Annotated in this window: 9 protein-coding genes; 1 reads left to right on the top strand and 8 read right to left on the bottom strand. The window is 64.1% G+C overall.

Going from position 1 to position 13,250, the window contains the following annotated elements; all coding sequences use genetic code 11:
* Positions 1 to 39 precede the first annotated feature (39 nt).
* From ACR9Y2_RS36710 to ACR9Y2_RS36675, 8 genes are all read right to left on the bottom strand, one after another.
* Complete coding sequence (locus tag ACR9Y2_RS36710; protein ID WP_435046878.1) at positions 40 to 2,685, bottom strand: ADOP family duplicated permease; 2,646 nt, start codon at positions 2,683 to 2,685, stop codon at positions 40 to 42.
* A gap of 9 nt (positions 2,686 to 2,694) precedes the next feature.
* Positions 2,695 to 3,024: a PadR family transcriptional regulator gene (locus tag ACR9Y2_RS36705; RefSeq protein WP_435046877.1), complete on the bottom strand. Its 330-nt coding sequence runs from the start codon at positions 3,022 to 3,024 to the stop codon at positions 2,695 to 2,697.
* Positions 3,025 to 3,131: 107 nt separating this feature from the next.
* Positions 3,132 to 3,734 carry a DNA-3-methyladenine glycosylase I gene (locus ACR9Y2_RS36700; protein WP_435046876.1) on the bottom strand — a complete coding sequence of 201 codons (603 nt, stop codon included), beginning with the start codon at positions 3,732 to 3,734 and terminating at the stop codon, positions 3,132 to 3,134.
* Between the two features lie 24 nt (positions 3,735 to 3,758).
* Complete coding sequence (locus ACR9Y2_RS36695; RefSeq protein WP_435046875.1) at positions 3,759 to 6,434, bottom strand: ADOP family duplicated permease; 2,676 nt, start codon at positions 6,432 to 6,434, stop codon at positions 3,759 to 3,761.
* Positions 6,434 to 6,790: a PadR family transcriptional regulator gene (locus tag ACR9Y2_RS36690; protein WP_435046874.1), complete on the bottom strand. Its 357-nt coding sequence runs from the start codon at positions 6,788 to 6,790 to the stop codon at positions 6,434 to 6,436. The genes ACR9Y2_RS36695 and ACR9Y2_RS36690 overlap by 1 nt, the downstream gene beginning before the upstream one ends.
* 81 nt (positions 6,791 to 6,871) lie before the next feature.
* Entirely contained in the window at positions 6,872 to 7,258 is a 387-nt protein-coding gene (locus ACR9Y2_RS36685) for an ester cyclase (protein WP_435046873.1), read from the bottom strand.
* 220 nt (positions 7,259 to 7,478) lie between these two features.
* Entirely contained in the window at positions 7,479 to 10,220 is a 2,742-nt protein-coding gene (locus ACR9Y2_RS36680; protein WP_435046872.1) for a protein kinase domain-containing protein, read from the bottom strand.
* Positions 10,221 to 10,385: 165 nt separating this feature from the next.
* Positions 10,386 to 10,964, bottom strand: a complete 579-nt coding sequence (locus ACR9Y2_RS36675) for a sigma-70 family RNA polymerase sigma factor (RefSeq protein ID WP_435046871.1) — start codon at positions 10,962 to 10,964, stop codon at positions 10,386 to 10,388.
* Positions 10,965 to 11,111: 147 nt separating this feature from the next.
* On the opposite strand from ACR9Y2_RS36675, the gene ACR9Y2_RS36670 reads away from it, so the two are divergent.
* Positions 11,112 to 13,247 carry a hypothetical protein gene (locus ACR9Y2_RS36670; RefSeq protein ID WP_435046870.1) on the top strand — a complete coding sequence of 712 codons (2,136 nt, stop codon included), beginning with the start codon at positions 11,112 to 11,114 and terminating at the stop codon, positions 13,245 to 13,247.
* Positions 13,248 to 13,250: the final 3 nt, after the last annotated feature.

Genomic DNA, 13,250 nt, shown 5'->3' with positions numbered 1-13,250 from the left:
GAATCAGAGGGAGAGCCGCCCAATCGCCGTGCCCTGCCCTCACTCATGGCGCAACGCGATGAGAGGATCCACCCGCAGCGCGCGCCGCGCCGGCACATAACACGCCAACATCGTAATCGCCGCCAGGACCACAGCCACTGCCGCAAATGTGGACGGATCCACTGCGCTCACACCGAACAGCAGCTTCGTCATGAGGCGCGTCAGCCACAGCGAGGCCGCGCTGCCCAGGATGATGCCCAGGCCGGCAATCCGCGCACCTTGTGCGAATACGAGGCGCAGCACGGTCCCACGCTCGGCGCCGAGCGCCAGGCGGATTCCGATCTCTTTCGCCCGCTGCGCCATTGAGTAGGACACCACCCCATAGATGCCGATCGCCGCCAGGACTAGCGCCAACCCGCTGAACAGCCCCAACAGGGTGAGTGTTACCCGGCTTGTGGAGAGGGAGGCGTTCACCACTTCCTCCATCGTGGCGACCCCAAATATGGGCTGGTCTTTGTCGATGGAAGCCACCGCGCTGCGAATCGCCGCCACCAGTGCCGCCGGCTCCTGCTTCGTCTTTACGAGCAGAGTCATCGCATCGCTGGGTCTCTGCCGGAACGGGATATACACTTCCAGCCTGGATGGATTGGCCAGGCCATACAGCCTGGTGTCGGCCACGACGCCGACAATCGTCACCCAGTTCTGCGTACGGCCTGGCCTGGGGCGGCCGAAGGCGAACCGTTTCCCCACAGGGTCCACACCGGGGTAAAGGCGCTCCGCCACACTCGCATTCACCATCGCCACACGTTGCGCATTCTCCCGGTCCTGGTCAGCTAAGGCGCGGCCCCGCAGCAGGCGGATGCCGAGCGTCCTGACATAAGCGGGGCTAACGAGGTGCATGTCCGGATGGGGAAAGCTGCCGGGCTCCGGCAAGGGCATGCCTTCAACGGTGATATCTGCGCGCCAATGGTCTTCGGTGAGAGGAACCGCCGTCCCCAGCGCAGCTGATTCCACGCCAGGCAGTTCGCCTACACGGTCGATCACCTGCTGCCAGAAGGCGATCAGTGCCGGGTCCTTCTGATACCGCTCCGTGCGCAGATTGATCTCGAACTTGACGACATGCTCCCCGCGGAAGCCGGAATCCACGGAGAGAAGCCGGTAGAGGCTCTTCATCATCAGGCCCGCGCCGACCAGCAGGACCAGTGCCAGCGCTACCTCACTGGCCGCCAAAAGACCGCGCCACCGGTTCCGCCCGGCGGATCCCGCCGTCCTGCCACCTTCTTTCAACTCCGATTGGACATCGCCCCTGGTCGAACTCAACGCCGGAGCCAGTCCGAAGACAAACATCGACAGCACGACCAGGCCAAACGAGAACAGAAGCACCGCTCCATTCATTTCCACGTTGGCGCCAGCCAAGGTCTCCGGCGGAATCAGCCGCAAGATCGCAGGAATCCCGGCCGTGGCCAGACTGACACCCGCCAGCCCACCCAGCACGGCAACCAGAACGCTTTCGGTCAGCATCTGGCGCACAATCCGGCCGCTGCTGGCGCCGATCGCAATCCGCAGCGCCATCTCCCGGGCGCGCACCGCCCCCCGCATCAGGAACAGGTTCGCCACATTCGCGCAGGCCACCAACAGCACAAAGAGCGCCGCACCGAGCAGCAGCATCATCGAAGGCCGCGCGTCGCCGGAAAATACCTCGCGCAGCGGCTGGAGCCGGACCCCGAACCGGGCGTTTACCTCCGGATATGCGCGCTCCAGCCGCGCGGCCAACCCTGTCATCTCCGCCCGCGCCTGTATGGGGCTGACGCCATCGGCCAGACGGCCCAACGCCACCATCTCACCGCGCTCGCCGCGTTCGGTGACGCTGTCGTTGTTGGTGGCCCAGACGCCCGCCGGCTCCAACACATCGCAGGTCTCGGACCAGCGGAATTCGGGCGGCAGGACGCCAATGATCGTATAGGCCCGGCTATCGAGCCGGATCGTGCGGCCCACCGCGCCCAGGTCCGCGCCGAAATGCGACTGCCACAAGGAGTAGCTCAGCAGCAGGACCGGCGCCGTGCCTGCCTTTTCTTCTTCAGGCCTGAAATCTCGTCCAGCCAGGGGGCGGACACCCAGCATGGAAAGAAAGTTGGTGGAAACCGCCAGCCCGGAGATGTTCTCCGGCTGGCCGCTGCCGCTCATGTTGAAGTGAACTCCGGCCACCTGCGACATTGCAGCGAAGCTGCGGCTCTGTGCGCGCCAATCCTGAAAGTTCGGATACGAGACGCTCACATCGCCGACGCGTGGCGTAGTCTCGTTCATCAAGATGAGGCGGGCCGGGTCGCGGAACGGCAAGGGGCGCAGGACTACGCCATAGACAACCGAAAAGATGGAGGTGTTTGCCCCGATTCCCAGGGCGAGGGTGAACAACGCCGCAGCAGTGAAGCCGGGTGATCTCCGCAGGGTCCGCCAGCCATAGCGCAGATCCTGCCCCAGGGTCTCTACCAGCGCCACGCCACGCGCGTCCCGGCACTCCTCGCGCACCTGTTCCCATCCACCAAACTCAAGCCGGACCCGCCGCAAGGCCGCCTCGCGTTCCATGCCCGACTGCAGATACTTCTCCAACTGCCGGTCCATGTGAAATCGAAGCTCGTCATCCATCTCGGATTCGACAGTCTTCCGGCGGAAGAGAGAGAAAAATCGAAGGCGTAGGTCAGCCCACATAGTAGTCTCCTAGGCCGGCCCCAGCACTTGCGCCACCGCGGCCGTCAGGCGCTGCCACGACTCGGTTTCAGCCGCCAACTGCTGCCGCCCGCTCTTGCTGAGTTCGTAATACTTGGCCTTGCGATTGTTTTCCGAGGTGCCCCAGTGCGCCTTGATCCACCCGCGCCGCTCCAACCGGTGCAGCGCCGGATACAACGACCCCTGTTGAATCCGCAGCACGTCGCTGGACATCTGCTGCACGCGCTCAGAGATCCCCCAGCCGTGCTGCGGGCCAAGCTCCAGAGTCCGGAGGATCAGCAGGTCCAGAGTGCCCTGCGGCAGGTCAATGCGATCGTTCATGGGTTCTCCCTTTGCGCTTCTACAGGGAACATAGCAGACGTCCCTGTAGAAGCGCAAGAGGAAAGCCCAAAAGTTGACTAACTGGATGGCCGCCCACGGGACTTTTGCTAAGCGCCGGGCTTCACTTTGCGGCGGGCGCTTTCGCAGAGTTTCCTGGCATGGCAGCCCTCCAGGTGGTCGTTGACCAGCCCCATGGCCTGCATGAACGCGTAGACGGTGGTGGGCCCAACGAAACTCCAGCCGCGCTTTTTCAGATCCTTGGACATGGCGATGGATTCGGGTGAGGTGGGCAGGATCGACTCCGGCACGCGGCGTTTGGGTTCGTATTTCCAGACATAGCTGGCAATCGAGCCAAACTCGTCGACCAATTCGCAGGCACGGGCGGCGTTGTTGATGGTGGACTCGATCTTGCCGCGATGGCGCACGATGCCCGCATCGGCCAGGAGCCTTTCGACGTCTGGCGGCCCGAAGCGCGCCACCTTGCGGAAATCGAAGCCTGCGAAGCCCTTGCGGAAGGCTTCGCGCTTGCGCAGGATGGTGAGCCAGCTCAAGCCGGACTGGAAGCCTTCGAGGCAGAGTTTTTCGAACAGCCGGTGATCGTCGAGCATCGGCATGCCCCATTCGTTGTCGTGATAGGCGACATATTCCGAGGTGGAGCAGCACCACCAGCAGCGCTGTTTCTGATCTTCTCCGAGTGTGAGTCCAGGCACTCTTTCAAGCTAACATTGCGCGGCTCAATCGGCCCTGAGCGCGACCACCGGATCGATGCGGGCGGCCCGGCGCGAGGGGAGGTAGCCGGCCAGGGCGGAGACGGCCAGCAACAGGCCGATAATGCCGCCGTAGGTGGCTGCGTCGGCGGGCTTCACCTCGTAGAGCAGGGCGGCAAAGAGGCGAGTGAGGATGAGCGCTGCGGAGACGCCCACCAGGAGTCCCCCGGCGGTGAGGGACAGGGCTTCGCGCAGGACGTTCCATTGCACATGGGCAGGCTGCGCACCCAGGGCCATGCGGATGCCAATCTCGATGCCGCGCTGGGAAACGCCATACGAAATGACGCCGTAGATACCCAGCGAAGCGAGGATGAGGGCCAGGCCGGCGAAGGCGCCGAGCAGCAGCAGTAGGAACCGGCGCGGTGAGGCTGCGCGGGCCACCAGATCGTCCATCAGGCGGAACTCACCCAGTGGCTGGGTGGAGTCGACTGTCCAGACAGCCTGGCGTATGGCCGCAGAGGCAGCGGCTGGAGGCAGCGAGGTGCGCACCACCACATCCAGCGAGGTGAGCGACCGCTGATTTGCGACGAGGTAGAACTCCCCGCCTGCCTCTTCTTCCAGCGAAGTGTGGCGGACGTCCTTGACGACGCCTACGACACGCGTGCCCGTTGGGGGGCCCATAGCGATCATTTGCCCCACCGCGTCGCCCTTGCCGAAGAGCGTGCGCGCCAGAGATTGATTCAGGATGATGACCGGCTCGCGGCCTCGAATGTCACCGCCATTGAACCGGCGGCCTGCGATCAAGGGGATACGCATCGCCTCGAAGTACCCGGGGCTGACCATACGGACGAAACCGCCGGGCATCTCACCGGGGCCGTAGCTTTTGCCCAGGGCACCGAGGTTCCAACTGCGATCCCGGTCGAAGGGCAGGGCGTCTGTGAGGCCGATTGCTTCGATGCCCGGCGCCGCGGCGATTTTCTCCCGGACGCTGAGAAAGAAAGCGTCCAGCTTTTCCGGCGCGGGGTAACGCCCTCCCGGATCCACCCGCACCGCGAGGACATGCTCCGACTGGAATCCGCGATCCGCTTCCATGAGTTTGACGAAGCTCCGCATGAGAAGACCTGCTCCGATGAGGAGCACGGAAGCCAATGCCACTTCGGTCGCGACCAGCCCTTTGCGGGTCCACTGCCGATTGTTCCCATCCGTCCCGCGGCCCGCCTGTTTCAGGGTTTCGAAGAGCGAACCGTTAAACAGGCTGAGCGCCGGCGCGAGGCCAAACAGAATACCGGAGAATACTCCAACCACGGCACTGAAGAGTAGAGCCCAAAGGTTCACTTCCACCTGGCTCAGCAGGGGAACACGGGTTCCCTGCAGCCGGGCAACCATGGCGGTCGCGCCGACAGCCAGCGGCAGGCTCAACAGTACACCGGCGGCCGAGAGCAGCAGACTCTCCGTCAGCAATTGGCGGACGACACGCAGCCGGCCGGCCCCCAGGGCTACTCGCACCGACATCTCCCGCTGGCGGGACATGGTGCGGGCCAGCATCAGATTGGCGAGGTTCACGCACATCAGCAGCAACAATAGTCCGACCGCCGCGGACATCACGGCCAACGGCCGCTTGACCTCTCCTGAGACATGCTCACGCAAGGTTGACAGAGATCCCTGATAGGTACTGCCCCGATCAGGATGAAGCTGCTTGATCGTCTTTGTGGCTTGGTCGATCTCGGCTTGCGCGGCAGAGAGCGATACCCCGGGCTTTAGGCGTCCGACGATTGCCAGAATATTTCCATAATTGCGATCGATGGTGTCGTTCATGGGAAACGGCTCCCACATGTCGACCTTCGAACCCGGGGTAAATGTGGAAGCAAAGTCGAACGAGGCAGGCATCACCCCCGCTACGACAACGGGTGCGTCGTTGATCGATACCGTGGCGCCAATCACCGCTGGATTGGCCGCGAACAACCGCCGCCAAAGCCCATCACTGAGGAGGACAGCCTTGCGGCCGTTGGCGACATACTCCTCTGTCGTGAACAGCCGCCCCAGAACTGGTTGGACACCCAGCGTTTCAAAGAAGCTGTCGGTGACGCCCATGCCGTTCAGGCGCTCCGGGGTGCCACCCGAGCGAGAGAAGTTGTAGGTGAAGTAGCCGAAGAATGCGTTGTAACCCGCCAGCTTTTCGAAGGAGGTGGTGGTTTCGCGCCAGGACATGAGCGTGCCGATGCGGCTGGTGATCGAACTTGGGTCTGAGGCGTCCCGGCCTTTCCCGGCATTGGCGATCCAGACCAGGCGGTCGGGCTCATGGAACGGCAGCGGCCTGATCACCAAGGCATGGACGATGGTGAAAACCGTGGTGCTGGCGGCGATGCCCAAGGCGAGGATCAAGACGGCCACGGCCGTAAAGCCCACGTCGCTCCTGAGTCGCCGCGCGGCATACCGGAGATCCTGCATCCAGCCAGCGAAGTACTCCCTGCGATCCATGCGGTGCTCCCTTTGTGTGCGTTGTTGCCGGCACATGCGGCGGAATTCCTTCAGGTCTCCGAACTGGCGGACAGCCTCGGCGCGGGCTGCATCGCGCGGCAGGCCCTGCTGCATGAGCTCGCTGGTCTTTTCCTCAAGGTGGAAGCGCAGCTCGTCATCCACATCGGCTGTGGGGTTGGCGCCGAAAAACCGCAGATAGCGGCGCCACATGGGCTCGTCGCGCATCAGTGGCCCACCGCCTGCGCACCTCGGGTGGCGCCCAGGATCTTGGCGATGGCGGCGGCGTAGTGTTCCCAGGTCCGTGTTTCGCTCGCCAGCCGTTCGTGGCCGGCCGGGGTGAGGCGGTAGTACTTGGCGCGGCGATTGTTCTCGGACAGCCCCCACTCAGCTTCGATCCAGCCTTTGTCCTCCATCCGGTAAAGGGCCGGATACAGGGCACCCTCCTCGACCAGGATGGCTTCGTCCGTCTGCTGGCGGATCCACTGCGCAATGGCGTAGCCGTGCAAGGCGCCCCAGCTCAATGTTTTCAGTATGATGACGTCCAGCGTGCCACGCACGACGTCGAGCGATTGCTTCTGCATGCTTCCCTTAAGAACCTAAGGGGAGTATGGCGTCAAGATCCCTCAGGTTTCAAGGGGAGCCAAAGTAAACTTATTCGTGAACTAGGCTACGCCGAGTTGCTTCATCATGGAGGCGGAGTCGCGCGCGCCCCAGTGCGCCGCGATCTTCCCGTCACGCAAATGGAACCATTCGATGGCCACCAGGGTATAGGATTTGCCGGTAGGCTGAAGCCCGCGAAAGGGCCGGGTAAACGTCCCCTGCTCATTCAGTCGAACCGCCACGATGGAGCCCTCACCCACCATATCCTCCACATCCAGTTGGAGGTTGTAGGCCTCATGCAATTCGCGCCAGATACTGGCGGCGGCCGCAAACCCGGCCTGCCCGGGAACCCCCTGGATCTTGACATCCTCGGTGCAGAGCTTCCCGACCGCTTCAAAGTCTCCACGATTGAACGCGTCGACGAAGGCTCGCACGGTCGCTTTGTTCATACGGGTGCTCATCACAACAGGGTCTCCACGTTGTCATCTTAGCGACTGGCCCGAGCATTTCAGAGCGCTGGAATCGAAAGACAACCAGTCTTCGGCGGGAGCGATTGAGATGGATCAGAAGCCTGCTCCGAGGCACCCTCCTGGCTCGGGCCGTCCGTTTGTAACCACCTGAATTGGGTAGAGTTCCCTTATCCACCTGGGACGGGAAGAAGAGTCTGTTTTAGGGGCGGCCGGTGGCCAGCGAGGCGCCGACCCTGGCTTCCGTCATCGCCGATTCCAACTCAGGGAAATGAATGCCTGCGCGATTCAGATCTTCCCAGGCCTGGATGGTCTGCTGGAACCAGGAGCGTGCCTCTTCCGGGCGCCCCAGGATCCGGCAGACCGCTCCCATTTCCAACAATGACAAAGGAACCTCGCGCCGGGTGAAGGATTGACCGCTGGTGGCCTGGGCCGCGACCACGCGGGCGCGGTCGACCACATCGGAAGCCAGCGCGAGCGCCTCGGCCGCCTGCCCCTGCGCGGCCAGTTGTTTCGCCGTGGCGCGCTGCACTTTGAAGAGCTCCAGCAGGTTGGTGGTGTTCTTGGGATCGCGGGCTACCAGCCTGCGCATGCGTTCCAGCCCTAGCCGCATGTACTGCAAGCCTTCCGCGCGCCGTCCGTGGTCGCCGAGACGCTCGCCCAGCGACGCTTCGGACAAGGCCATGTAGAGCTGATCGACGCCGTTATCCGGGGTCCGCTTCAGCCTGGCTTGAAAGATATCCATGGCACGCCGCAGGTAGGACACGGATTCCGCCCATTGCCCGGGCGCCGAGAGTTCTTCTCCGGCGGTGCTGAGATATTGCCCCAGGTTGAGCTCCGATGTCGAGTCGCCCGAATCCTGCGCGGCGAGCCGTTCGCCGATTTGCACAGCAGCCCGGAGATGAGCGGCCGACTCGGCCACGCGGCCCGTGGTGCTGCGCAGCATATCCCCCACGATCTGGTGCGAACGGGCCAGTTTGCGCTGGCCTACGACGCTGCCGGGATTGGCGGCGGCGCTTTTCTCGGCGTCGGCCAGGATGCCCTGGTACATCTCCAGGCTCAGCTGCCAACGGCCCTGACGGCGGAAGATGGCAGCCAGGCCGTTCCGGACGCCCGTTTCGATCTCATCCAATTCCTGGTTGGCGACACCGCGCGCCCGCAGCGACTGACAACCATTGAGCGCCAGTTGGGCGTGCTTCTCAGCGTCGGCCAGGCGGTATTCGGTTCGATAGAGCTGCGCCAGGCGCCACTGCACGAGGGCGTTCACCTGTTCGGCCTCGGGATTCGGCCTCCGGCCGTCAATGAGCCGTTGAGTGAGTCCGGCGGCCGCCAGCAGCTGCTCCTGAACCTGGGCCGGGTTGCCCAGCTCCCCTTCGACGCCGGCAATGCGTTCGTGGAGGCGGGCGAGCAGCACGGCATCCTCCGGCTGCGGACCGCCGCCTCCGCCCTTGCGTTCCAGCAGCCGGCGGCCGTTCTCGAAGTCGGACAATGCCTTGGCGCTGGATTCGGCAATCTCGCCCAGGCGCAGGTAGGTGGTCGCAAACTCGTTGGCCAGCGAAGCGTCATCCGTGGCGCCCTGGGCCACAAGCTTCCGCAGGTAGTTTTCGACATGCGCGATGATGGCGCGGCGTGCCGGAGCGGTTCCGGGGATGTCGCGCAACTGGCTATGGAGGTCTACCAGCACGGTGCGCGCGAATCCGCGCAACTCTGAGAACCGCTGTTCTGCCCGGCGCGCCTGGCGCACCGCGACCACCGTCCCCGTGATGAGCGAAGCAGCTACGAGCAGGCCGGCCGTCACCGACCAGCGGTTGCGCGAAAGGAACTTACCCAGACTGTAGAGCGGCGTATCGGCGCGAGCCCGCACGGGCTGGCCTTCCATGTGGCGGCGCAGGTCCTCGCTGAACTGTTCGACCGAGCCATAGCGGCGATCGGCATGCTTCCGCATCGCCATTTGAACGATGTTGTCGAGGTCACCGGAGAGCCGGCGGCGGAGACGGGGTGAAAGGCTGGGCAGTTCGCTGAGCTTGCGCGGCTCTGTCTGGCAGACGACTCGCTCAGCTTCACGCAGCCCCGAGCCGGTCACCCTGTAGGGCCGTTCGCCGGCCAGAAGCTCGAACAGCACGACACCCAGCGAGTAAACATCGCTGGCGGTGGTGACCGCGGCGCCCTGAATCTGTTCCGGGCTGGCGTAGTCCGGCGTCATCATGTGCGAGGAGGTCTGGACCAGGTCCGTTTCGGACGGCGCGATCATCTTGGCTACACCGAAGTCCAGCAGTTTGACGCTGCCATCCGGGGTGACGAGGATGTTGGCGGGCTTGAGGTCGCGGTGGACCACCAGTTTCTGATGCGCTGACTGTACGGCCGCGCAGACGCTGCGCATCAGGCGCAGGCGATCCGGCACGGACAGATTGCGCTCCCTGACGTATTGGGTAATGGGTACGCCTTCGACGAACTCCATCACCAGGAAGGGAACGCCATCACTGGTGCCGCCATCCAGCAGGCGGGCGATGTTGGGGTGGTCGAGGTCGGCGAGGATCTGGCGTTCCGAGCGGAAGCGGCTGACCGCCTCAGGCCCGGCCAGCATGCGCGGGATCACCTTGATGGCGACTTCCTTGTGGTACTGGTCGTCGTCGCGGACGGCCCGGTAGACCACGCCCATGCCACCTCGCCCGATGAGCGAGATGACACGGTAGGCGCCCAGTAGAGAACCAACCAGCGGATCCTGATCCGCCTCCGCCGCCATCGAATCCGAAGTACTCTCGATGACATCCCGGATCAGGTCCAGAGTTGAGGCGGCGAGCATCTCCTCCACCTCGCGCCTCAACTCCTGATCATCGCCACAAGCCTCTTTCAGATAGACCGGCCGCCGCTCCTCCGGCAGGTCAGCCGCAGTCTGAAAGACCTCCTCCAGCTTGTTCCAGCGCTCTGGGAGCATGCTTGCCATTCTAACGGCGTAGCCATCCTCCCTCAGTTCTCAATCAGTCCAATCCAGGCAACCGGATTGCCCTCCGGTGCCGCCTCCGATTTTGGGGCATCTGTGGATACAAGCGGCAAACCAGCCGCGGATCGATCACACCCGCTACGTATTTTTTCCATCTGGCAGGGAAATTCAGGCGCCGGGCGGAGTGGAGGTCATCTGACGCTGCAGCCAGGCCTCGGCCATGCGCTGTTCCCGCCCGATGGTGGCGGTGGAAACGCCCAGGACCTCGGCCGTCTCCTCCACGCTGAGTCCCCCGAAATAGCGGAGCTCCACCACGCGTCCTTTGCGGGGGTCCAGCTTCTCCAATTCGCTGAGGGCGTCATCCAGCGCGGTGAGCGATGCAGGCCGGGCGGCACTGGCGGAGACGGCTTCATTCCACTCCACGCGCTGCGCCTCGCCGCCGCGTTTCAACCTGGCCTTGGAACGAGCGTAGTCCACCAGGATGAGGCGCATGAGGTGGGCCGCGACCCCATAGAAGTGGGCACGGCTTTTCCAGTCTTTGTCGCGTTGATCCACCAGGCGCAGGTAGGCTTCGTGCAACAGCGCCGTGGGTTGCAGGGTGTGGCCTTCGCGCTCACGGCGCAGGAACCCGGAAGCGATGCGCCGCAGTTCGTGATAGACGAGCGGAGTGAGTTCCTCCAGGGCATTGGCTTCCCCGCTCTGCCATTGGCGCAACAGACGCGTGACGGCCGCGGTGTCGGGGGTCATGAGCGATCCCCCACCAGCCGTCCGTCCATCCGCCGGTCGCAGGGCGTAACCATGAAGGAATCAATAGCTTAGCGTGAACCGGAGGCAGCCCGCAACGGCGTGGTCCGCACGGCCTGGAAAGGCGCGCCCCGCAGCGCGGATCGCCCTATGATCCCTCCCTGCGGATTCCCGCGCGTTCAGGGTATGGGCCTTCACGTCAAATCCCGCTTCCTGCCGGCCGCTGTCATTCTCCTCTCGACATGCGACCTGTCCGCACAGATCTTTGGACCCGCGGGTAATGTAAAGGCATGGGAAGGCACCATCCGGGTGCGAGGCACCACATCGGGGTCCAATGCCCATGCTGTGATGGGCCAGGATGACTGGAACGTCACCTATACCGGAGACCTGAATGTGCGCCTGGACCAGAAGTCGCCTTACGGACCGTTGTGGAGCGGCACCGTGTCGGGCACGGCGACGATCGACGCGACACAGTCGCACACCCTGGTGGGCTGCACCACCACCAACACGCTGAAAGGATCGGGCCAGCCGACCGTTCCTTACGTGAAACAGCCGGTGCAGCTGCAGCTGACCTCGACCGGAGAGTACCGCCTCATGCTGGGCGCCGACGTAATCCAGGCGCATTGGTCGGAACGGACCCAGTGCGCGATCCTGCCCAAACCGCCGCAGGATTCCGATGACCTCTACGGCTACTTCTCGGATGACACCCAGATGCAGGGGCCGCTGCCCACTTCCGAGCCGATCCTGCGGGGCAGTGCGGTGTTCACGAGAAACACGCCCTTCGAACGGCCATCATTCATGGAAGCGGAGCCGCCGGTCGAGATGCATGTCGACTGGGAACTGCGGCCGGTGGGCACCGCCGTCGAGGACGAAGTGATCATCGTGCTGACGGAGGAGTACAAGCAGTTCAGGCCCGAGGCTGCCGATGGAGGCGGAGCGGGCAGCGGGCTGCGGCTGACGGCGCGGCTGCAGAAGAAGGGCGGCGGCGCGCCCTCGGCGAAGGCGACGCTGTTCGAGTGGAACTTCAGCCAATGCTCGCGCGAGCCCGGCTTTTCCCTGAATGCGCCGCTGCGGGACGCCGATGTGGATCCCGACCTTCGCTTCGAGGCGGCTGCGAACTTCCTCGTGCCGGACCAGGATGGCCAAAAGGGGTACACCCCTCCGGGGCAGTGGGAGACATCGACAGCGGCGATTTCAGCGCACGACTGGGGCGCCTGGGGCAGCATTCAGGTGGCAGCGATCCTGCCGGACGGGCGTCGAATCCTGGGCCACCTGGAAGGAGACCCCGGCCAGACGGATGTGCGGCTGCCGAAGCGAGCCGACGGAGACCTGATCGCCGAGATTTGGCGTGCGCAGAAAGGTGTTGGAGGGGTCTCCGACACCAGCGATGACGAAGCCGATCCGGTGGGCGATGGGACGGCGGGGGACGGCTTGACGCTCTATGAGGAGTACCGGGGCTTCACCGAAAACGGCCGCCACATCGAAGGCAATCCGTTCAGGAAAGACTATTTCATTCACAACCGTGCCGGCGGCGTTTATCTCGCCGGTATCCGCCTCTTCCGGCGGTTGAGCGGCCTGGAGGTCCACTTCGACATGACGGCGGATGAACTCAGCATGGGGCGTGTGGTGAACTTCAACCGCACGATGGGTCCGCACCGGGTGGACCAGCACGGGGTGGTGATCTTCCTGTTCGCCAACAACCCGGGCTACGCCATCGCGTCGGGCGGCCCGGGCAATCCGGTGAAGATCACGGGGGTCTTCGTACCCGCTTTGACGCCGCCGGTGAAGCCGGGCACTGCGTCCTACTTCAATTCGACCCTGGCCCACGAGCTGTTCCACGCCTGCAATGTCTACCATCACGGAGACGGCGGAGACCGGGATGTGACCTGGCGCCGCATACCCGGCAGCGACACGGTCCTGGAGAAGGCGGGCGGCCGGGAGCAGCAGATCTCGATTCTGCGCGAGGACGGCACGCTGATCAACTCGCTGATGCCGGAAACTCCGCTGGAAGTGACGCTGGGCATGAAGGACGGCCCGCATTGCGGCGAGGACGATTGCGTGATGAGGTATGACGTCTCGGGCGGCTACATCGCGGACACCGATGCCAGCCTGCGCTACCGCGTGAAGGAAGCGGCGGGCATGAAGCTCTGCTCGTCCACGGCGGGCACGGGGGTAAACGATGCCAACCGCACTCCGCAAGCGAGATACGGCCCCGCCGCCGCCGGACGCGGCACTTGCAGTAGCCAGATTCTTGTCAATGATGCCGTGAAGGCCCCTGAAAGGTAGACG

Source organism: Paludibaculum fermentans (genome assembly GCF_051172195.1).
In the GTDB taxonomy this organism is placed as follows: Bacteria; Acidobacteriota; Terriglobia; order Bryobacterales; family Bryobacteraceae; genus Paludibaculum; species Paludibaculum fermentans_A.
Note: the sequence above shows the minus strand (reverse complement) of the source record. Positions and strands in the feature narration are given on the sequence as shown.